The sequence below is a fragment of the Fibrella arboris genome (assembly GCF_041321095.1).
Classification (GTDB): Bacteria; Bacteroidota; Bacteroidia; order Cytophagales; family Spirosomataceae; genus Fibrella; species Fibrella arboris.
This window is the reverse complement of sequence record NZ_JBGGWE010000015.1, coordinates 121,257-143,138: the sequence shown is the minus strand read 5'-3', so window position 1 is coordinate 143,138 and position 21,882 is coordinate 121,257. Positions and strand designations below refer to the sequence as shown.

Annotated in this window: 19 protein-coding genes and 1 CRISPR repeat array; of the genes, 10 read left to right on the top strand and 9 right to left on the bottom strand. The window is 52.6% G+C overall.

Translation table 11 applies throughout. The features are described 5' to 3' along the window. Positions 1-364 precede the first annotated feature (364 nt). The 3 genes from ACAW75_RS22155 to ACAW75_RS22145 form a co-directional block, all read right to left on the bottom strand. Positions 365-823 carry an RES family NAD+ phosphorylase gene (locus tag ACAW75_RS22155; RefSeq protein WP_370730949.1) on the bottom strand — a complete coding sequence of 153 codons (459 nt, stop codon included), beginning with the start codon at positions 821-823 and terminating at the stop codon, positions 365-367. Continuing rightward, positions 823-1,251, bottom strand: a complete 429-nt coding sequence (locus ACAW75_RS22150; RefSeq protein WP_370730948.1) for an Xre family toxin-antitoxin system antitoxin — start codon at positions 1,249-1,251, stop codon at positions 823-825. Before ACAW75_RS22150 ends, ACAW75_RS22155 begins: the two co-directional genes overlap by 1 nt. 109 nt (positions 1,252-1,360) lie before the next feature. Next, complete coding sequence (locus ACAW75_RS22145) at positions 1,361-2,311, bottom strand: helix-turn-helix transcriptional regulator (protein WP_370730951.1); 951 nt, start codon at positions 2,309-2,311, stop codon at positions 1,361-1,363. A gap of 174 nt (positions 2,312-2,485) precedes the next feature. Between ACAW75_RS22145 and ACAW75_RS22140 the strand changes: the two genes are divergently transcribed. From ACAW75_RS22140 to ACAW75_RS22095, 10 genes are all read left to right on the top strand, one after another. Continuing rightward, positions 2,486-3,250, top strand: a complete 765-nt coding sequence (locus ACAW75_RS22140; RefSeq protein ID WP_370730947.1) for a hypothetical protein — start codon at positions 2,486-2,488, stop codon at positions 3,248-3,250. Between the two features lie 13 nt (positions 3,251-3,263). Beyond that, complete coding sequence (locus ACAW75_RS22135; RefSeq protein ID WP_370730946.1) at positions 3,264-3,890, top strand: alpha-ketoglutarate-dependent dioxygenase AlkB family protein; 627 nt, start codon at positions 3,264-3,266, stop codon at positions 3,888-3,890. Positions 3,891-4,020: 130 nt separating this feature from the next. Next, on the top strand, positions 4,021-5,325 hold the full coding sequence (locus ACAW75_RS22130; RefSeq protein ID WP_370730945.1) for a hypothetical protein: 1,305 nt from the start codon (positions 4,021-4,023) through the stop codon (positions 5,323-5,325). A gap of 17 nt (positions 5,326-5,342) precedes the next feature. Then, the gene (locus tag ACAW75_RS22125; RefSeq protein ID WP_370730944.1) at positions 5,343-6,194 is read left to right on the top strand and encodes a hypothetical protein; all 852 of its coding nucleotides are present in this window, start codon (positions 5,343-5,345) and stop codon (positions 6,192-6,194) included. An 11-nt stretch (positions 6,195-6,205) separates the two neighbouring features. Next, complete coding sequence (gene cas1, locus ACAW75_RS22120) at positions 6,206-7,216, top strand: CRISPR-associated endonuclease Cas1 (RefSeq protein ID WP_370730943.1); 1,011 nt, start codon at positions 6,206-6,208, stop codon at positions 7,214-7,216. Between the two features lie 111 nt (positions 7,217-7,327). Next, on the top strand, positions 7,328-8,380 hold the full coding sequence (locus tag ACAW75_RS22115; protein WP_370730942.1) for a CRISPR-associated primase-polymerase type B: 1,053 nt from the start codon (positions 7,328-7,330) through the stop codon (positions 8,378-8,380). Positions 8,381-8,416: 36 nt separating this feature from the next. Beyond that, positions 8,417-8,890 carry a CRISPR-associated endonuclease Cas2 gene (cas2, locus tag ACAW75_RS22110; protein ID WP_370730941.1) on the top strand — a complete coding sequence of 158 codons (474 nt, stop codon included), beginning with the start codon at positions 8,417-8,419 and terminating at the stop codon, positions 8,888-8,890. A 159-nt stretch (positions 8,891-9,049) separates the two neighbouring features. Beyond that, complete coding sequence (locus tag ACAW75_RS22105; RefSeq protein ID WP_370730940.1) at positions 9,050-10,402, top strand: DUF7017 domain-containing protein; 1,353 nt, start codon at positions 9,050-9,052, stop codon at positions 10,400-10,402. A 125-nt stretch (positions 10,403-10,527) separates the two neighbouring features. Beyond that, a CRISPR array of direct repeats spans positions 10,528-12,423; the repeat unit is 37 nt; unit sequence CTCAGAGTCTCACTTCCAGCAGAATAAGGATTAAGAC. A 343-nt stretch (positions 12,424-12,766) separates the two neighbouring features. After that, positions 12,767-13,447, top strand: coding sequence for a hypothetical protein (locus tag ACAW75_RS22100; RefSeq protein ID WP_370730939.1), 681 nt, complete (start codon positions 12,767-12,769; stop codon positions 13,445-13,447). Positions 13,448-13,546: 99 nt separating this feature from the next. Next, positions 13,547-14,479 (top strand): glycosyltransferase family 2 protein, encoded by a 933-nt coding sequence (locus tag ACAW75_RS22095; RefSeq protein ID WP_370730938.1) that lies wholly within the window; start codon positions 13,547-13,549, stop codon positions 14,477-14,479. A gap of 26 nt (positions 14,480-14,505) precedes the next feature. On the opposite strand, the gene ACAW75_RS22090 is transcribed toward ACAW75_RS22095, so the two are convergent. The 6 genes from ACAW75_RS22090 to ACAW75_RS22065 form a co-directional block, all read right to left on the bottom strand. Beyond that, positions 14,506-16,173: a hypothetical protein gene (locus tag ACAW75_RS22090; RefSeq protein WP_370730937.1), complete on the bottom strand. Its 1,668-nt coding sequence runs from the start codon at positions 16,171-16,173 to the stop codon at positions 14,506-14,508. An 88-nt stretch (positions 16,174-16,261) separates the two neighbouring features. Next, on the bottom strand, positions 16,262-16,768 hold the full coding sequence (locus ACAW75_RS22085; protein WP_370730936.1) for an NADH-quinone oxidoreductase subunit C: 507 nt from the start codon (positions 16,766-16,768) through the stop codon (positions 16,262-16,264). Positions 16,769-16,851: 83 nt separating this feature from the next. Continuing rightward, positions 16,852-17,562 carry a 2-phosphosulfolactate phosphatase gene (locus ACAW75_RS22080; RefSeq protein WP_370730935.1) on the bottom strand — a complete coding sequence of 237 codons (711 nt, stop codon included), beginning with the start codon at positions 17,560-17,562 and terminating at the stop codon, positions 16,852-16,854. Positions 17,563-17,653: 91 nt separating this feature from the next. Further along, complete coding sequence (gcvT, locus tag ACAW75_RS22075) at positions 17,654-18,745, bottom strand: glycine cleavage system aminomethyltransferase GcvT (RefSeq protein ID WP_370730934.1); 1,092 nt, start codon at positions 18,743-18,745, stop codon at positions 17,654-17,656. Positions 18,746-18,850: 105 nt separating this feature from the next. Beyond that, entirely contained in the window at positions 18,851-20,323 is a 1,473-nt protein-coding gene (locus tag ACAW75_RS22070) for a TonB family protein (RefSeq protein WP_370730933.1), read from the bottom strand. 34 nt (positions 20,324-20,357) lie between these two features. After that, positions 20,358-21,875, bottom strand: a complete 1,518-nt coding sequence (locus tag ACAW75_RS22065) for an energy transducer TonB (RefSeq protein WP_370730932.1) — start codon at positions 21,873-21,875, stop codon at positions 20,358-20,360. Positions 21,876-21,882 lie beyond the last annotated feature (7 nt).

Here is a 21,882-nt window from a genome sequence, read left to right as displayed (position 1 = left end):
TGGGGCCAGTTCTGCTCTTTGAGAGCGGCACAACGCCGTCGCAGCAGTTCGTAGTCAGCAGGTGTGTAAGTTGCCATACCTAAAAAAGAAAGCATCTTTATGAACCTACTCACATCTCAATAACGAACTTAACCAAGTGTTGGGAGGTGACTACAAAGTAGAAGGATTATTGGCCGACCTCGATCAGATTTTCAACATCACAGGTTTCGGCATTTACGATACCATCCGCGATGAAATACGTGATCTACTATAGAGAAGCATCCTTGCGGCTCCACACCCACATGATTTCTCTGTTTTCCATGTAACGCGGCTGACGCACAGGTCAGGAGACGCGAGGATGTGCCTCTGCGGGATCGCCAACCAATCAACCCTTCACTATCCGGCTGTCGATGGGGAAGGGGGCGTTTTCGATGATGCGTACCTGACTGCTAAAATCGGGATGCAGTGTGTGTAGCAGGAAATTTTGCGATCGGGTGACGATAGCTGAGGGTACCGATACCGTCAGGATATCGGGTTGGCGCAGCCAGTCGATCAGGTGAAAGGCAAGCGATTCGTTAGGTTGCTCGTCCTGCCAATTTTCGGGAAGATCAGCGACGGAAACAGTCCGAAACGAATCGGGAATGTCAAGAACAAGCAGGTGAAAGCTGGGTATGAACTGTGGGTTCAGGTGGACCGCTACTTCCAGCAGGGCCAACTCTGGCGTGGCCGACGTATATAAGATGGGATACCCCTTGGGATTCCAGCGACCACCGGCCCGACGTGCTCCTTCGGCTGAGAGTGGCTCAGCAATATAGGTGCTTTTATAGAGTCGATAAACGAGCATTATGAATAAACGCCGTATTCAATGCGTGTCAGCACGTCATCGACCAAACCAAACCCGCTGATGGTTGTCAGCAGCTGAAAGGGGGGCTGGTTTTGCAATTCGCGGAGCGGATACCGCAACCAGTTCGCCAAGGCATCGGCGCGGTCATCAAACACCTGTAATCCATGTGCTGCCAGGTTGTCGAGCAGCAACAAGCGCTCAGAAGCCTGTTGATCGAGCCTGCCCTCGCTACGAAAGCGGTGTAGAGTACGTTCGGCAATCTGCAATAGCGCCGCCATCTCTTTCAGAGAAAGGCCAAGCAGTTGGCTAAGCTGATCAACGCGTTGCGTGTTGACCCCCTGCCGAGCCCGTTCGATGATAGCGAAGCCTGTGGCCCGTTGAGGCACATAACGAGGTAATGTATCGAGCCGTTGTGTTTTCGTACCCATAATGTGTGTGAAGATAGCTGTCTTTTTGCAGTATACCAACTGCATAATAACAGTTAACAGGCTAGTTAGTTCAAGCGGGAAGCATCAGCACTCTATTTGAAGGGTTACCTTACTTGGCTGTGTAGCGGTGCATCATCAGCTTTACCTTCTCAGCTAGTTCGGCCCGGCGGTGTGCTGGCTTAAGCAACTCGGCGTCGGGGCCTAATTCCAATAGTTTCGCTATCAATTCAGGGTTCCAGCGGAGATTGTATTGGAAATCCAGGTACGTATCGGTTTTGTTTACCAGGTTCTGCGAAGTATGGAACGGCTTGGTCGCCACGTACTTGGCGCGGGGAAGCCATACGCGCAGCAGTAAGGGCTCAACGGGGTGTTCAACTATACGTGTTACACCTACAATGTCGGCAAACTCAGTTCTCCAGTCTGTTTTGCCGGACCGACGGCGTTTATTGGTCAGAAGAACAATCCGTTGAATACGATCGAGTGGAAAGGGACGGCCCTCGTACCAACCCTCGGCGTAACCCAGCAGAAACCAACGATTGTTGTATTCTTTCAACAAGTAAGGACTAACTTCGTAGCGGGTCGAGCTACTTGAGTTGAAGTCTTGGTAATCCAGCAGTATCGGGTGGTCTTGCAGGATAGCGTCATATAGCTGTCGGAGCCAGTTCAGCCCGGTATAGCCCGTATTCTGCTCAAACTGCACTACACTTTCTCTGGCCTTGCCAATGACGCCTGGCTGCTGCTCAAATTTTAGCAAGATTTCTTCCAGTCCTGCAAACTGAGGCAGGGTATTCATCTGCCGAACCAACGCAACCGCCTCATTAGCTAGGGTGGCATCGGTTGGATTTAGTAAACCGAACAACGAAAATGGCTCTGTATAGAAATACGGCTTTCCCGATCGATCACGTTCGGGAATTGGCGCACCATATTCATCTTTAAGTGCTCTAATGTCATTATATAGTGTTTTTTCTGAAGGACGACTGTCTGTCGCTGTCTCAATAGCCTCCAGGAGTTCTTCCTTCGTGTAGTGTATACCCGTACTAAGCCGCTCATGTATGGCCATCAAACGGCCTAAGTAGTTTTTAGTAATGCCCATCAACAGTCCTTTTTCAGAAAGGTATTAGATTCCACGGCAATTCCATTGCAGTAGAGCCGCTTTGTTTTGCATCGTCAATATCGGCAAAGCACGCAACCTGATTCACCATTCGACAATAATTATCGTCTCCACCTCCAACGCATGCTGGGTACTGCGCCCACCTTCACCGGCATCATTCAGCACCATGTCCAGCAATTTGTGGCCAATGGTACAAAGGCCGATTTTCAGGCCCTCCAGAGCGGAACGGCGCTACTCGACACAGACGAACAGTGCAGCGCTTATCTGGCTGCCTACGGGGATATGCACCGGCTGAAACTCGACAGTGCATTTGAAGCCCTCTTTGCCCATGTAGGTATGCTGACAGCCGGCATTGAAGTAGTTGACTGGGGATGCGGTCAGGGTATGGCCAGTGGGGTACTGCTCGACTATGTACGGCAACATCGGATCAGTCTGAACATCCGGCGTTTTACACTGATCGAACCGGCCAAACTGACATTGAGCCGAGCCGTTGATCACCTAAGCGTACTGGCCGCTGAAGATACCGTCATCAAGGCGCTGCACGACAAGGCCGATAAGGTGTCTACATCGTTGCTGGTAACGGACCCAGAGGCTGTGAAGATTCACCTGTTTTCGAATCTGCTGGACATGTGCGAGGTAGATCACCAGGCTATTGCCCATCGGATTATAGCCACGCAACGGGGCTTGAATCTTTTTGTATGCGTAAGCCCGGCCATTGCTGATTTTCGGAATCAACGGCTACGGGCATTTAGAGACCAGTTTCAGCAGGCCAAAACGCTGTCTCAACGGACAGACTCTTTTCAGGGGAGCGTACTGAGCATCTACAGGAAGGTGTATGCACCGTATTCCGTGAAACGGACCGAATGTATTTTCTCTGTTCAACTTTAATCAACTTACAGCTATGACGACGAATCAACTCGACCTGTTTGGCCAACCGCAGCCCAGCTACAATCCGCTCATTCAGCTACCGAACGCGGAGTTGCTGTATTATCCTACATTTTTCGGCAAAGTCGAAGCCGATCAACTGTTGCAAAGCCTGCTGACGCAAATCGACTGGCAGCAGGACCGCATTAAAATGTACGGCAAAGAGATTCCTTTACCGCGCCTGTCGGCCTGGTACGGCGACGATAACAAGCCGTATACCTATTCGGGTATTAAGCTGACGCCAAAGCCCTGGACAGCCGACCTGCTACGGATCAAAGAACGGATCGAAGCCGTAGCAGGCGTGCAGTTTTCGAGCGTACTGCTGAATCGATACCGCGACGGGAAGGACTACATCAGCTGGCATACCGATGCCGAGAAAGAGCTGGGCCGCAACCCGGTGATTGGCTCGGTCAACTTTGGAGCTGCGCGCCGATTTCAGCTACGTCGGATCGATGACCATGCCGTAAAGCATGAGGTGGAGTTGGGCCACGGCACGTTGCTGGTGATGAAAGGGGAGACCCAGCATTTCTGGCAACACCAGGTGCCCAAGACAGCTGCGCCCATCGGCGAACGACTTAACCTGACCTTCCGCGTGATCCGGTAACCCGGAAGAAGAATTAACCTGTTGCTGCAATTCCGTTGCAGTGAACGACCGTTGCTTTGCGCCAGCCAGTCGACGGCTGCGACTTACCTAATTGCCTCTATGTCTATTCATACCAAACCAACCATACACCATGACAACGTTTGCTACCCTTTTCTCTTCGCCCGCCAACAGTACTAGTTCTACTATCGATACGGACAGCAATGGAATGCCCGCTACGCTGCTACCAGCCGATGAGTTGCCGCTTGCCCCGGTGAACCTCCATGCGGTTGGCTACGAGAAAGCCGAACAACACCGCGGTAATGCCCAGGCGCTCGACAATCTGCTGAATCGGGTACTGCGCGGTTATCTGGTCGACGAGCGGAATGACGATAGTCGGCGACAGCAGCACGAGCAGCGTGTTGGTGCTCAATTGCTCGAGTTGGAAAAGCAGGCCGAGACAGCGCGCACCGACATTCGGAAGATCAACGGCACCCAACTGCCTGCCCTGCGCGACGCTATCGAGCAACTTAATGAGGAGATCCTGCAGATCCGCCGCGATGAGGCTGCCGGGCTGCGTGATCCCAACCACCTCGACCGGGTCAAACTGCGGCTGTATGGCGGCCTGGTGGGCTTTTTGACGCTGTTCATGTTTCTGTTCTACGTATCGGCCTTCTATTCGGCTTTTTACCGCGATCTGGCAGGTGAGCTACAGACAGCGGGTCCCGACAGACAGGCGGGCGTATTGTCGGCCATTTTCGCCAAAGCCGCTTTTTCAGTGATAGACTTTCACTGGTGCGGGCCGATGCTCCTGTTTGCCTTTGGCGGCTTGCTGCACGTACTGGTCGACTACAAGACGCTGATTGGCAGGCTCCTGCTGGTAGCGTTGCTGGGCGCTATTGCTGGTACCGATGGGCTAATCGCCTACTTTGTGGAAGCCAAAAACCACGAGGTGAAAGTGCTGATGGGGCTGGCCGAGGCTGGTGATCATGCCTGGTGGGCATCGCCGGTTTTCTGGCTCGTCATCGCCCTGGGCTTTGTAGCTGCCCTGGTCTGGAGCGCGCTCCTGCATGCCTGGATGCAGGAGGTCAGTAAGAAAGATGTAGGCCGTATTACAGCCTTGGACATTCAGCACCGGCAGGAGAAACAATGGACACTGAAAGGACAGATCAATGAGCTGACAGCGAGCCTGGCCGATCTGGAAGGTCAGCTGGCTCGCATCGAACTGGAAGTCAAATCACTGCAGGCGCGGCGCCAGTCGGTCGTTTTCAGTCCGTCTGAACTGGAGAAATATGTGACTGATTTCTACGACGGCTGGCTGACCTACGTAAACAACCGGATGGGCAATGACGCTCCGCTGCGGGATGCCTGTGATGCCGTCATTAAGTCTTTCTATGCCCGGCACCTGTCCAGCGAGCCGGCCGCTGAGCAGCTACCTGTTCATTCCCTGTTTAGTTAACCCAACCTCTCAGCCTTATGACGACTTTCTTCTACTTCCTGTTATCGCTTACACTCACAGTCAGCGCCTTGGCCGGTCCAGCCAAACCGGCACGACCTGTTAACTACGTGGTACTGCTCGACCTGTCGGATCGGCTGCTGGTGCCCGATCAGGCCCGACGGGACGCCGCACTGGTGCAGGCCGTCTTCGCCCGCTTTGAACAGCAGGTCAGAAGCCAGTTGATTATCAATTCGCACGACCGGTTTCGGGTAGTCGTTGCGCCTCAACGGGGTATCAGCTATCGGCCTGGGGTATATATGGATGCGCTTTACCTGGATATGGGCACCACGGCTATGGCTCAGAAACGTCAGCGGCTCGATGCATTAAAAGCGGACTTGCCCCGGCAGCTGATGCAGTTGTATGCTGTTGCGCTGGCCGGGAAACGGCAGGCCCGCGATTTTGCTGGTTGCGACCTCTGGCAGTATGCCAATGAGCAACTGCCAACCGATCTCGATCCCGGCTACGGCAACGTGCTGGTGGTCATCACCGACGGGTATTTCGATTTCGAGAACAACCCGCGCGCTATTCGGCAAGGCAACCGCGCCACCGACTCGCGAATGCTGGAGCGGCTCCGTCGCGACCCCAACTGGCGAGCAACGCTGGCCATGCCTACTGAAGGACTTCTGCCGGTAACCAAACCGCTGCCAAACCTGGCGGTGTGCGTGGTCGAATTACGGTCCAAATTCGACAACCTGAAGGAGATCGATTTATTGGCGGCCCTGTGGAACAAGTGGCTGCATGAGCTACGAGTTCGAAAGCAGGCCGTACAGGCGCAGGGCAGCCAGACTAAATCGCTGGCGATGCTCACTCAGTTTCTGACGCTACGTTAACCTTTACGATCATGACGACACAACTTGTACTCAATCAGCGTGGTAGCAGCGTGTCTGTATCGGGCGGGCGTTACCGGATACGTACCCGTGAGCAGGAGTTCTTTCTGCCTGTTCACGAGGTAAGCAGCATCGTGCTCCATGCAGCTACCCGGTTAAGCCATGATGTGGTGATGACGGCTATTGGCCAGGATACGGATATCCTGTTTGTGGATCGAAGAGGGTTCCCAACCGGGCGGGTCTGGAGCAATCGGTTTGGGTCAATCGCCACCATTCGGAAACACCAGCTGACGTTCGCACAAAGCCGGGCCGGGGGCGAATGGATCCGGGGGCTGCTACTACGAAAGCTGGAGAATCAGGCTATTGTGCTTGACTTACTGGGTACCTTGATGGGTGACACTTATCTACAGGATATAGAACCGAGCCTGCATGCGCTGGACCGGTATGCCCAGAAAATGCGAAACGTACCTGTCGACGACCTGAGTGAGTGCTTCGCTACGTTTCGTGGCCTGGAGGGAAGTGCCGGTAGAGTGTATTTCACGCAACTAAATGCCTGTCTGCCGGTGGCGTATCGGTTTGAAAAACGAAGCGGCCGGGGCGCTACCGATTCCTTCAACTGCCTGCTTAACTATGCCTATGGCATGCTGTACGGTCAGTGCGAATCAGCCCTGATTCAGGCGGGGGTGGATCCCTTCGTGGGTGTCATGCACCGCGATGAATACAACCGACCCGTGTTGACGTACGACTTCATTGAGCCTTTCCGTGCCTGGGCCGACTATGTTGTGTGCCACCTGTTGATGCAGGAGATTGTCTTCGATGAGTTTTTCGACCAGGAAAGTGGCGGTATGTATCTCAACACCACCGGCAAGCGCATTCTGATTCAGGCTATGAATGACTATCTGTCGGAAGTTATTCAGCACGGCAAAACTGGTCTGGCCCGGTCGCGCGGCCAGCACATCGTTCTAGAAGCACAGCAACTGGCCAGTGTGCTAAAGAAACTGGATGCGAACGACCCGGCACTTTAGAAACGCTCCCTGTCCGGAAGCGTTTGGGCAATGGGTTTGATTTCACTGTAATTGTGTTGCAGTATGGAGCGGTAGATTTGTTTTGTTCTTCACCATCAACCAATCATAGTTATGACAACGTACCCACTTTCACTTGGTCAGCGTATCACCAATGCGGCCGACGCTTTACAGGTATTTACGCTGGCAGAGGTTGCTACGCAGGTACGTGTCGATGACGCCCTACAGCGTCAGACGGCACGTTTACGAAAGCTGGCCCAGTTTGACCGGGATGCCTACAGGATGGCCAAAACCAGTTTGCCTTATGTAGTGGGAAGCGTCTTTACAACGGGCGTTCGTCGACTGGATATGCTGGAGGAGGCCACTTATTTCATCCTCGACCTTGATCATTGTACCGGGCTGGATGGGCGCGTACCCGATGCCATTCGGGCCGATCTGTCGGTGGCAATGGCCTTTGTTTCGCCGTCGGGAGAGGGGTTGAAACTGTTCTTCCGGTTGTTGGGTCCATGCAAGGACGCCAAAGCATTTACGATGGCCTATCGCAACTTCGCGGGGAATTTTGGGGCTACATACGGGTTTGTTCAAAGCGTTGATCTGCGCACATCAGACGCGACCAGGGCCTGCTTCCTGGCTCATGACCCGGCTTGTTATCATAATCCCGATTCGATGCCGGTCGACTGGCAGATCTGGCTGCCAACCGCCTCACAGGAGGGCAATCAGTCAGATGATTTCGACCTGTCCGGCACCGACGTTCAGGTTGTAGCCCGTAAGGCACCTGCCGACCGGCCTATTAACGAGGAAAAGTATCGTAATGTGCTACAGACGATGAATCCAACGGCCCCTGTCAGGCGGGAAAAACAGACGTATGTGCCCGACGAACTGGCTGGGATTCAGCCTGCTGTTTGCAGAATTGGTAGCCAGTTGAACTGGGAGCTTACTGAATTTGCTCCGCTAAACTTTGGATTGAAGGTGGTGGTGAAGCAGGGGTTTCGGCGGGCAGAAGTCAACGTATTTTATGGCAAACGAGGCTTCTCGGTCGTGCGTTCGCCGAAAACCGGTACGGATCCCACGCTGGCCGATGTGCTCTACAACCAACTGTACAACCTGCTCTTTCCAGCGCCAGTTGTGCAGCAGGTCCCCATTCTGGAGGCACTCTGCCCTAACTGACCGTGTTCTGTTTGTCCATCCTATCCCTTTCGCCCTATGCCCCGCCGACAACGACTTGTTCCCCTATCACCTGTTGAACAGAATAACCGACAGGCGCACGCTGGTTTACCGGCACTGACTGCCAGGCAACTAGCTGATGGGCAGACCGTACCGGACCATCTGGCCAACTGGATGGGTTGGCTGGCACAACAACCACGCAAACGCCCTGAAGACATGTACTGCTTGATCTGCTACGACATTGAGAACAACAAGATCCGTCGCCTGGTAGCCAGGCTTCTGGAGAAAGAGGGCTGCATCAGAGTTCAGAAATCCGTTTTCTTCGCCCGCATTCACCGCCGCCGTCATAGTCAGCTGACAGCGCTATTACGTGAGATTCAGCAGCTCTACGAAAACCAGGACAGCATTATGGTACTACCGGTTGGCGAAGATATGTTAACTAGTTTGCAGTGCATTGGAAAGTCTTTTGAATTGGGGCAACTGACTGCCCCCAGGCATACTGTGTTTGTATAAGCGTTCACCTTTCATCCCGATACGACCTTCGAGAATAACACACTACCTACCCGCCCGACTGCCGACCTACGCACTACCTACCAGCAGGCACGTACCCAATACGAGGCCGATCCGACCAATCCTACTGCAGTCCGGGCATTGGGGTGGGTGTATGCTAATTTGCTTAAAGACACGTCTGGAAGCGCGGATACTACCCGGATGCTGCGCGGGCTGGGACTTATTGCCAGCTTCCCGATGACCGACGATCCACGCTGGCGTGAATCGGTCTTGTGGAGCGTTTGTCGGTTTTTGCTGCGCCATAAACCAGATACCTTGTCAGTAGGCCCGCTGGCAGAAGTTGTTGTACTGGCTGCGCCTTTTGTGCCACTGGAAGCCTGTCTGGTCCGTTCGGTGTGGTGGCGTGCGCTGCTGCGGCATGCTGATACGGGGATCGACTGGCTGGGGTTATTCGACCAACACGGCTGGGAGGGTGGTTTCCGGCCAGACGACGAAGAGACGGAGAGCTATGGTGATGGAAGAACGTCGCGGCCATTGGTTGAAGGGCTAATTCAGGCTGTTGCCAGGCAGTTGCTTCAGCTGGTTGTCCTGCCCGATACGCTGGCGGCCCCTTGGCTCGCCCGGATCGATGCGCTGGTGGCCCGGCATTCCGACTGGGATTTTCTGCCGTACTACCAGGCCCGGCTCCTGCTGCGTCTCGATCAGGCCAGCCAGGCCATGCGGGTGTTTTTGCCGGTTGCCCGCCTGAAAAAGCGCGAGTTCTGGGTATGGGCAATGCTGGCCGAACTGGTATCGCCCGAGCAGGTAGGGATGTGCTATGCCCGTGCGCTGACGCTGGGCACACCCGAAACGTTCCTGGTAAAACTACGCCAGCGGGTAGCCGCCTGGTTAATTGCCCAGGATCGCTGGGCCGATGCTCGCGCCGAGATCGATCGCCTGCTACAAACCCGTGAGGTAAACGGCTGGCCAATACCGCTCGAGGTACAACACTGGCTGACCGATACTCGCTATATGCAGGCTGCCGCCCAGTCGACAGGTCAATGGTATAGCAGCTTACTGACCGAGGCGCACGAGCTGTTATGGCATGATCTACCTGAAACGGTGGTTTTGGTTACGGGCGTGGATAGTACAGGGCAGTATGTCAATGTAGCGATAGATGCGCATACGAGGGGCAGCTTCCCGGCGCGCAAATTTGAGATACATCCTGCCGCAGGCGCTAAGGTGGCTATCCGCTACACGCAACAGCAGAAAGAAGGTCGCCTGCAACTGCGTGTCCAGACGGCCGCACTTTCTGAGTTACCCCTGACTCACCTGCAGACCCGAACACAACAGGGACCATTACGGTTGGCGCCGGGCAAGGGTATAGGGTTTGTTGGTGATATATACGTACCTGCCGATAGGTTGACCGGTTTGGCCATCGCTGGCGATACGCTGGTGACGGTCGACGCGGTTGCTTCCTGGGATTCAGTGAAAAAGCAGGTTGGCTGGCGCGCTTTCAGGATTCAGAAAGAATGAGTAAACTTGTTGACTAAGCAGCTGATACGCTCCTTTTTTGATTTAAAATAAGTATGATTGGATTGAACTTTTTCAATAAACGCGTTCTTTACTTCTTGATTTACAGGCCTGTCACCGATGTAGCCCTCAGAGTCTCACTTCCAGCAGAATAAGGATTAAGACAATTTCCTGCCTTTGGCAGTAGATTCAATGTCTGATTCCTCAGAGTCTCACTTCCAGCAGAATAAGGATTAAGACAGTTAGTTCATCTATCAGTATGCACCTGAATTATTGAGACTCAGAGTCTCACTTCCAGCAGAATAAGGATTAAGACATTCTAGCTAATGCCTCATCGTAAAGTTTTTTCTCAGCCTCAGAGTCTCACTTCCAGCAGAATAAGGATTAAGACAACTTTGCCATGAGTTGCTATCTACTGCATCAGGTAGATCTCAGAGTCTCACTTCCAGCAGAATAAGGATTAAGACAGGAAAACGGCTGTGATCAACATCTTTCAAGGGGATTTGACTCAGAGTCTCACTTCCAGCAGAATAAGGATTAAGACGGTAGCCATTCGAGTTCTCACGAACCGCCATGTGTCTCAGAGTCTCACTTCCAGCAGAATAAGGATTAAGACCGAGTATTTGCAACCCTCCCAGATCAGTACATCGATACTCAGAGTCTCACTTCCAGCAGAATAAGGATTAAGACTTAGTGCGGTCTGTATATCGTCAGCAGTCAGGATACTCAGAGTCTCACTTCCAGCAGAATAAGGATTAAGACCAGTAGGTGCTGGAGGCCCTACCCATAAAGGCGTTAGTGCTCAGAGTCTCACTTCCAGCAGAATAAGGATTAAGACCGAGCGCCGGGTAATCTTTCGCCGAGCAGGCACTCCTCAGAGTCTCACTTCCAGCAGAATAAGGATTAAGACCGCTCACCAGAGAGTTCTTTGCGGCATTCCTGAACGAATCTCAGAGTCTCACTTCCAGCAGAATAAGGATTAAGACAGTTTGCACTACGATTAAACACAGAATTTACAAGTCTCTCAGAGTCTCACTTCCAGCAGAATAAGGATTAAGACTCATCAGTCATTTCAACTGATGATTGAGAATTATCAACCTCAGAGTCTCACTTCCAGCAGAATAAGGATTAAGACAGTTTGCACTACGATTAAACACAGAATTTACAAGTCTCTCAGAGTCTCACTTCCAGCAGAATAAGGATTAAGACTCATCAGTCATTTCAACTGATGATTGAGAATTATCAACCTCAGAGTCTCACTTCCAGCAGAATAAGGATTAAGACACTGTCTACCTGGCGATGTGTACTTGTTTAGAAGTAGACTCAGAGTCTCACTTCCAGCAGAATAAGGATTAAGACATTAGCGTATTGTTGTTCAATAGCTTGAAAATTAGTGGCTCAGAGTCTCACTTCCAGCAGAATAAGGATTAAGACCCGTTTCTCCTACTGCTTGTAAATTACTAACAGATCTCAGAGTCTCACTTCCAGCAGAATAAGGATTAAGACTTAGATTTGTCGTGTTCATTTGGATTTTGAGTTATGCCTCAGAGTCTCACTTCCAGCAGAATAAGGATTAAGACGTTATATTATTGACCATGATTTTATTTCATGTTTACTCAGAGTCTCACTTCCAGCAGAATAAGGATTAAGACTAAACTGATTCGGATAGTAGAGCATTGGTTCACCTTCTCAGAGTCTCACTTCCAGCAGAATAGGGATTAAGACGTTGCCCATTCTTCGCCTTTCTCTGACTCTTGATACTTCTCAGAGTCTCACTTCCAGCAGAATAAGGATTAAGACAATCTTGCAACATTACCCCTGTTGCTGCTTCTGGTATTTCTCAGAGTCTCACTTCCAGCAGAATAAGGATTAAGACGCAGACAATCGCATTTCCTTTGTTTCGGTACAATCCCTCAGAGTCTCACTTCCAGCAGAATAAGGATTAAGACTGTAGAAAGCAGGCAACGGCAGCGGCAAGTTGATTTTGCTCAGAGTCTCACTTCCAGCAGAATAAGGATTAAGACGGGAGTTGCTGGTAGCTTTTCCGGTTTAATGCCTTATCACGTTTAATTGTACGCTAACCGGAGAGCCTCGTGGAGTAGCGTAGGCTTATTAAGTACTTACCTGCCCCCTTAACTGAGTGTTACTTTTGCTTGATAACTTGTTGATAATCAAGAGTCTATTTGTATGGGCGCAAGCGGGCGTAGACGGGCCGCCCCAGCGGTTCGAATCCCGCCTTCCCGACTAAAGCCAGTCAATATTGACTGGCTTTTTTGTTGTCAGAACTGGTCCATGCCTAACTTGGGCGAGGTTTATCCGCCTGCCTTTAGACACTACAGTTAAGCTATGTATGGTCAACCACCTTTTATGAATCCATACCGTGGTCTGTTTTTGCTCCTCGTTTTGACTTACTGGGTTGAAGTCAGCTGTCAGGCGCAATCGGGCGTAGATTCGACCTCGACCCGCACTGCCAGGAATCAGCAAACGTACCAGTCGATCAGTCGATCATCGGAGGATTCGACTAAATCTGTATTCAATTTTAAAGCGGCCCCCTGGTATGGCCGGGCTAACCCTTTGCTGATCTATACCGGGCTGGGGGCTGTACGTGACCGGATCTCGCAGAGTGTGGAGATTGGTAAATCATTCAATGTCATTGATTTGGGCGTCGCTGTTGGCCGGAATTCGCTTCGTCCAGACTCGACGATGTTCCTGGAAGGGCGCGTAACCATGGACGTAGCCAATTACGGTGTCTTCGCCAACGAAATGACTATTGGCGCGGGGCGGGTATTTGATAAGGCGGGTAGTCTGATGCTGGAACTGACCTACAGTATTATTGCACAGGTAGCCCCCCGGCTGGGGATTGGCCTGACTACCGGCTACTACGATTTCAGCAGTGAATTTACTGACAGCTCCAAGACGTTCTACGGCGTGTATCTGCGTTATGGTCTGTTGCGTACCGACTCGGGTGGGCTGCTGGGTAATGGCAGAGCGCGCCCCCCTCGGGTTGGGCGCCCTGCACGGGGGCACACGCGTGGACATGGCCGGTAGCGAAAAGGACGTCATTATATACGAAATAGTGGTTACCTTAAGTGGTATCAGCGCTGGTGAATAACGGCCTATCTGTACATACTGAGTACTTTTGTCATTATGCAGCAACTTCCTCTGGTTTCAGTTGTGTTGGCCACTTACAATGGCGAACGCTTTCTGGAAGCTCAACTCGATAGTATTGTCCGGCAGACGTACCCAAATCTGGAGGTTGTGATTGTAGATGACTGTTCAACGGATTCGACTGCTGCCATTCTTACCCGGTATGCAGCCCAGTACAGTTTTGTGCGGGTTGTGCTCAACGAAACAAATCTTGGGTACGTTCGCAACTTCGAGAAGGGTATGCTACTGGCTACTGGAGACTACATCGCTCCCAGCGATCAGGATGATGTCTGGCACCCCGACAAAATCAGTACCCTGGTGGCCGAAATTGGCGACAGTGAACTGGCTTACGCCGATTCCCGACTCATCGATGAAGCAGGCAACAGCCTGGATATGGTTATTTCTGATGTAAAACCCGTTCGGGATTTCGATAACTGTCTGGCCTTCGCTATTTGGAATACGGCACCGGGGCACGCTATGCTGTTAACGAGAAAGCTGGTGCAGGAGACCATACCTTTCCCAACAAGCATGCCACACGATCACTGGCTGTGTTTCGTCGCGACGTTTCATAAGCCAATTCGGTTTATTCCAACGGTGTTGGTCGATTACCGGCAGCATAGCCAGAATGTGTTTGGCATTACCCACCGGGTCGATGGCGTTCGGCGACCACGAAAACAGAAAACTGAAACGGAAAAGCTACACGATATACGCGAACGAATTGCGTTGCTGTATGAGAAATGCCCCGCCGAATTGACCGAACAAAAACAGGTGCTGGCTACGCTCAATGAAAGCTACAAAAGCTTCTCGCTGCGCAACAACTTTGTTCGGGTGATGACTTTCTTTCAGCACCGTGACAAGTTGCTGGCTTCTAAAAAACGGTCGCCTTTCCGTAAATGGCTGTTCTGTCTGAAAATGTTTGTTAAAATCAGATGATTCATCGACTGACCAGCCTGTGAAAGCTACAGCAACAAAGCCCGGATCTGATTGACTAACTGGTCGAATTGATCGGGCGTGTTCACGGGTTTTTTGACGAGTTTCCCCTGTGGGGTAATGAGGCGGACCGGCGTTAATTCGTTTAGATTCAGAATACTGAAAATCGAAATCGTTTGTAGCTCCGACAACCGGACATGTTCGCCTTTCAGCCGGTTCCGAACGATCGATTCCAGCCAGACCTCATCATCGTCGGTATTGGTACTCACGTAAAGAATCGTGAAATCACGTGGCAGGAAAACGTCGCGAAGCCGCTGTGCGTCGCGGGCAAGCTGCCGTTCAGGTTCGCTGACCGGGTTCCATAATACCACGTAAACGACGTGCCCCCGGTTCTGATCAATAGCTTTTTCTACCAATGAGGCCCCATTCCGGTTGGTACCAGTTGTCACGTATACCCCATCGCTGACAAAGCCGCTGTTGATACCCGGCTGCTTCTCCAGGGCCAGATAGGCGGTACGGGCCTGACGTACCAGCGCCGTGTCGCGAAGTGCCTGACCAACCGCATCGCTGAACGACCGTTTTATGGCCGGGTTGCCAACCTGCGGATAAATGTAATCAGACAGAAGTCGGGTTACAGTGAGGGGAGACTCGGCCATGGTGATCGCCATCATGTACCCTTTCAGGTAGTCGATGGCTAGACTATCGAATAGGGAGCGGGCAACCTGGAGTGTGTTCTCATAGGTTAGCAGCCGTGTCAGCGTATCGGGACTACGTTCCATTAGCTTCGACAGGTAGCGTACATCGGCTGGTCGGGCCGTATTCGTTTCGCGAAAAGTGGCGAGTCGCTGGCGATCGTTGGCGGTAAGGCCAACGCCGAACTGATCAATGAGTTGCGCCAGGGTGCGAATGCGTATGCCACGCCCGCCAGTAGGGGTATTCTGCTCGATACGCATGGCTGCATAGGCCCCAAACCGTTTCATGGCAATGGCCCGACTGGCCGTAAGAAGCCCCTCGGCATCGGTGGTGATTGCCTTGAAATAATTGGTTGGTATCGCTTGCTGCTCCTGCAGGGCTTTGTCATACACATAGGCCGCGGCATCGTACCGGGCATTGGTAACGACCCAGTCTCTAACCAGGGGAAACACGGTCTGCCTGGTAGCAAACTGGGTAAAGGGGGCAATAAAGGATTGGTATAGCGTGTTGAACGTCTGGTTAATATCGCCGTTGAGCGCTTTCCTGAGCGTTCGCTTCTGAGTGTTCTCGTCGGGCTTGTTTTTGATTTCAAACACTTTGTACTGGGCAAACTGCTGGTTTACCTGGGCGTTTACACCGCCGAACTGAAAGGGAATGGCCGCTACGTACAGCGAGTCATTGTCAAGATCGATCGTCAGATTACCGGCCGAAGCCAGAAAAGGAGTGCTGGCGTCACCAATAACAAACTGCATTTCTTCCTGCGGATACACAATCGGCACGGCCACCCGAAACCGGCCATCGGGCTGGAGTGGCGTTGGAAATGCCTGTTCAACGCCTCCCCGTACTATGTTTGTCCGGGTAACCAGCACCGTCGGCGATTGCCGGTACAGTTTCGCCGATAGCCGACGTACCTGACCCGACACAATGACCGAATCGACCGACGATTGGGCGAATGTGGTGGTAGCCGTAACTAGCAGGAGAAAAAATAAACGCAAACGAGTCATAAGTCAATTATCGAGATCCAGTTAGTGGTCAACCGTGGTTCGTGTTGCTAAGCTATCATATCACCTGATAACGGGTTACTGATAACCGTTATTTCGTTGAAATGCCGTGGTATCGTTCAGGTTCCTGGTAATCGCGGCGGAGTGGGTGTCCGTCCCAATCGAGCGGTAGCAGAATACGGCGTAGGTCGGGGTGCCCGATAAATCGAATGCCGACCAAATCGAAGGCTTCCCGCTCGTGCCAGTCGGCGGTGCGCCAAACGGCACTCAGGCTGGGTACGTTGGGCAGCTGATCGGGCGCATCCGGGTTAGGGGGGGCCGGCTCCCGTCGCGGCACCGTTAGCTTCAACATCAGATCGTGTGCGTAGGGAATCGACGTCAGGTTATACACCACATCCATCGTATTCACGTCCGGTCCGTTGTCGATAGCTGTTATGCAGGCCAGCAGGTCGAAAAACAGCCGATCATCATTTCGTAGAAACTGGCAGATCGCTACCAACTCGTTGGCCTGTACGGTCAGGTATGGCTGCAGTCCGGTTGTCACGGCAGTCACTGCAAACCGGTCCTGCAAGCGTATGGTGATGTCTGGGAACGTCATCTTTTTTGTGTTTGCTGTTTGCTGTTGCGCTGCTAAACTACAATCAGGTACGTTAGCAGGGCAACAGCAAACAGTAAACTCGTTTAGACTTCCATTTTCACCAGTGACCCGCCGCGTAATACCGGAACAACGTCATACAGGTCGTGCTGGAGGCAATAGGCGATATCTTTCTGGATACCGAGCCGCTGTAGCCGCCGTAGGTGCGACGCATTGGCCAGATAACTAACCAGGTTGTCTTTGCCGTCGCAGTAAAGGCGATGGGCCATCAGGGCGCTGTCTTCATGCATGGCGTAATCGTTGCGGAGGCGGTGGGCCAGGGCACCGGCAAACAGGGTATCTTCCAGGTTGACCCGCCCTTTCCAGCCCGCACACAGCACCATGACGTCGTAGGTCTGGGTACGTAGGTAGCGGGCAATGGCATCCAGGTTCAGGAACGAGCCAACCAGTACCTTCACCGCTGATCGTGACCGGGTGATGGCCAATGTGCCATTGGTGGTGGTCATCGCAATGTCGGTACCCTCGAGGCGCTCATCCATGTAACTGAAAGGCGAATTGTCGAGGTCGAACCCTTCTACCGTTTGGGCATTTCGTTCGGCGGCAGCCAGATAACCCCGCTGTTGCAGGGCGCGACATTCGTCGACGGTGGCCACTGGAATAATGCTGCCCACACCATAGGCAAAGGCCGTAACCATGCAGGAAGTAGCCCGGAACACATCAGCCACTACCACAATCGTATTATCAATGGTGTGCAGGTGCAGCAGATCCGGGGTCAGGCAAACGTCAATTTGTTTCATTGGAGTATCATTTACCGCGAAGACGCAAAGGACGCAACTAATTTCTTTTAGCGCCCTTTGCGCGTCTCTTAGCGCCGTTGCGGTAAAACCATTATTTTTTCAGAAAGGGCAATTTAACGACTTCGGCTTTGAGCAGCTTATCGCGGACGTTGACGAAGAGTTCGGTACCCGGTTTGCTCAGCGCGGTAGGTACGTAGCCCATGCCAATGCCTTTACCCAGGGTAGGGGATTGTGTGCCCGACGTAACTTCGCCAACGACGGTGCCGTCGGCCGCGCAAAGCTGGTAATGGCCGCGTGGAATGCCCCGATCGATCATGCTGAAACCAATCAGCTTCCGGTCGATACCGGCTTCTTTCTGCTGTTTCAGCGCTTCCGAATTCACAAAATTGTGCGTGAATTTGGTGACCCAGCCCAGGCCGGCTTCCAGCGGTGATGTGTTGTCGGTGATGTCGTTGCCATAGAGGCAGAAACCCGATTCGAGGCGCAGCGTGTCGCGGGCGCCCAGACCAATGGGCTTGATGCCAAAGGGCTTGCCTGCTTCCATGATCGCGTTCCAGACTAGTTCTGCCTGATGATTCGACACATAAATCTCGAAGCCCCCCGCGCCCGTATAGCCCGTTGCCGACACAATGACATTGGCCATGCCCGCAAAATCGGTCTTCTCGAACGTATAATAAGACATCGATTCGAGCAGGGCGTTCGTTAGGGGTTGCAGCGATTTGGCCGCCAAGGGTCCCTGAACGGCGAACAGACACATATCGTCGGAGATATTGGTCAACTCTACGTCGTAGTCGGAAGCATACTGGTTGATCCAGTTCCAGTCTTTCTCGATGTTCGAGGCGTTCACCACAAGCATGTATTCGTTGGCGTCAAGGCGATACACCAGCAGGTCGTCGATGACGCCACCCCGGTCATTAGGAAGGTACGAATACTGAACCTTACCGTCGAACAACACGCTGGCATCATTGGCCGACACCCGCTGAATCAGGTCGAGCGCGCCGGGACCTTTCAGAACGAATTCGCCCATGTGCGACACATCGAAGATACCCACGGCGTTACGGACGGTATGGTGCTCGTCGAGATCGGAGCTGTAACGAACGGGCATTTCGTAGCCCGCAAAATTGACAATTTTGGCACCCAACGCCCGGTGTACGGCGTCTAACGGAACTTGCTTCAGCGACATGTTGACGGTTTTCTTGCCGCAAAAGTACGGTCTTTCGGCCGGAAAGCGTAGCTATGACAGCACGCAGGTTTGGCCTGTTACGACAGGAGCAGATTCGCCCCCCTTTTACCGATACATGGTCGACGTTGTTGCCATCTGAAAAGAAATCGGAATGTTATACTTGACCCGAACCGGTTCGCCCCGTACAGAACCGGGCTGCCAACGGCCACTCGACGCTTTAACGACCCGGGCTGCTTCGGCATCTAACGACCTATCCACGCCCTGTAACAGCTCGAAATCGCAGAGGGTACCATCGGTACAGACGGTGAAGGCCATAAATACCTTACCCTGTATCCCGTTACGTGCGGCGTCGGCCGGGTATCTGATGTTTTGTGCCAGAAAAGCGTACATCTCTTTCATGCCGCCCTCAAACTCCGGGTTTTGCTGGCTGGCAGTATAGGTGATCGTTTTCGTTTTATTGATAATGGCCGAGCCACCCAGCGGTTTGCCGTTTTCGAACGATTCCTCGTATGAATACGAGCCGTCGCTGTAGGCTCCCTTCCAGACGCCATGCTTCAACCCGTTGACCCAACTACCCCATTCAACGAAGTCAACCTCTTGTGTGTCAACGGATCGCGACATGACTTTACTCGTCAGGCTTGCCTGGCCATGGCCATCAACCACCAGCGGAGTTGCCATACTATCCCAGACCGATGTTGTCCGGTACGGCGACTCACCAGCGAGCTGATTGATGGTTTTATCAAATAACTCGATCTGCTTCAACAGTCCATTGGGCTGCCAGTGGTAGTGCGAGCGGTCGGCTGTTTGCCGAAAAGTAACCAGCCCGTCGGGGCCATACGTGGTGGTCTCACCGGTTATTTTCTGATGGCGATTACGCAGCCGGTTGGTGCCGTCGACCGTGTACACGTAGCCATACCAGGTGCCGTCTGCGTGTTTATGACCCATCGTATAGGTGATTGGTTCGCCAGCACCAGTCGGCTTGTTTTCGACCCTGGCGAACGACAGCCGGACCAGTTCGCGCAGTTTGCCCGACGACTTTATCTCCGACAAAACCAACTCGCCATTGGGCAGGCCCGTAATGGAATCGATAGCCGTTGTTTGCTGGAAACGCGCCTTCCGGCTGTCGGTAGTCGGTCTTTGGTTACCGTCGAAAAACTCGATCAGCTTGCCTGCTGCGTAAGTCAAAGGCTCATTCGCCTGAAAAACAACCGGGTACGTTACCAACTGCCGAACGGGTACACCGGCTTTCTGCGCGGGCTTCCAGGCGTTGAACAGGCGCATGGCCCGCAGTGCTTCCTGGTCGCAGTCGGGGCGGAGGCTGCGCATGATTTGTACATCCGATACGTACCCGTTGGTCTCAACTACCGCCGTGACAAACACCTTGCCCGTTACGTTGGCCACTTTTGCCAGGAACGGCTTTTGCAGATTAGCGGCCAAAAAAGTCTCCAGCATCGACTGGCCACCACGCGGGCTGGCCACTGAATCAACTTCGAAGGGTTTGTAGACCGCTGATTGCGCAGCCGCTCTATCTACATGATTGAGAAGTAGCGAGAGGGCAAGTAAGAATCGGAATGGCATACAGAAGAGTTAATGAGTGAGGATTAGAATAAGCTCAGAAGCGGATACCCGGCAGGAGATCAAGTTGAAACATGAAAAGCAGCTGATGGGTCGTTGCAATAGGTTCACCACGCACCATAGCAGGTTGCCAGCGTCCTTTTGATGCATCTAGTACGCGTACGACCTCGGCTTCCAAATCAGGGTGAAGTGTATGTGAAAAACTGTAGTTCGATAACGCGCCGGTAGGGCTGATCAGAAACTTAACCCAGGTTGATCCACGGATACCGGTTCGCTTGAGTTTAAGCGGGTACATAAGCTCGGTTTTAAAAAATAGCTCCTGAGCCGCGAGCCCATCTCGAAAAACGGGTGCCTGATAAGGGGTTGTGTAACGCACAGTATCGCCAGTTGCGTTGACCGAAAATCCGCCCCGACAAATACCGCTATCATAGGTTTCGGTATAGCGGTATGAGCCGTCTACGAAGCTGCCAGTGCCTAAGCCATTTTTTAAACCTTGTTTGTAACCGGCTTGCTGAATAAAATAAGTAGAAACAGACGTGTCTTTGAGCGACGCCACAGTCTCAACCCAGCGAAGGAGACCTACACCATCGCGGATGGTTTGAACTCCTGTACTATCCCAATAGTCAGTCACCAGTGTTTCATCGTAGTCTGTTTTGGGCTGTGCGTTAAAGTATGAAACTTGCTTCAACTGCCCGTTTGGATACCAGGTAGCCACACGAATAAGTTCACCCTGACGTTCACGCAGTTCTTCCACCAAACCGTTGTCAAAAAAGGTTCGCTGCTCATACAACTGGTAGCGGTTGTACCAGGCGCTACTACGTATTCGTCCGTTCTGAGTGCGCGTTAGTACTTCGCCATGCATAGAACAAGTTGGAGTGGTTAGCGCTGATTGAAACGCTCTGACTGTTTGACTGGTACTAGGCAGCTCGTGAAAGCGGAAATAATAAATGGAATGCGTTTTACTGCCTAAAGGACCACGGTTTACCACCTTAGCGTCGCCGATGGTATGACCAAAGGCATCTACTGGCGTAGTGATAATGACTAACCGTTCTGCTGGTAAATTGGCTGCATCGAGCCCGCTCAGCACATTGCCTTGCCAATCCAGATACTGGGTTACCCAAAATCCACCTTCTAAACGAGGCTTGGCATCGATAGGTAGGTTGGCGTAAAATGGTACGGCATAGGTGATGGTTTGCCGAACGGGAACACCAGCTTTCAGCGCGGGCCTCCAGGCGTTGAACAGACGCATGACACGCATGGCTTCCTGATCGCAGTCGGGGCGCAAACCACGTACCAGTTGAACGTCGGTGAGTACGCCATCCGCCTCGACAGTAGCTTTAACGATAACTTTTCCCGTAGCGTTAACCAGTTTAGCCATAAAGGGCTTCTGGAGGTTAGCCAACAGAAAGGTTTCCAGCGTCGACTGGCCACCTCGCGGGCTGGCTACCGAATCAACCTCGAAGGGGGCATAGACCGGCGATTGAGTATACCCCTTCGATACACTCAGAAGCGTAGCCAGCAATAAGCTAAAAAAGAAACGGCGACAGGGCTTCATAGAGACA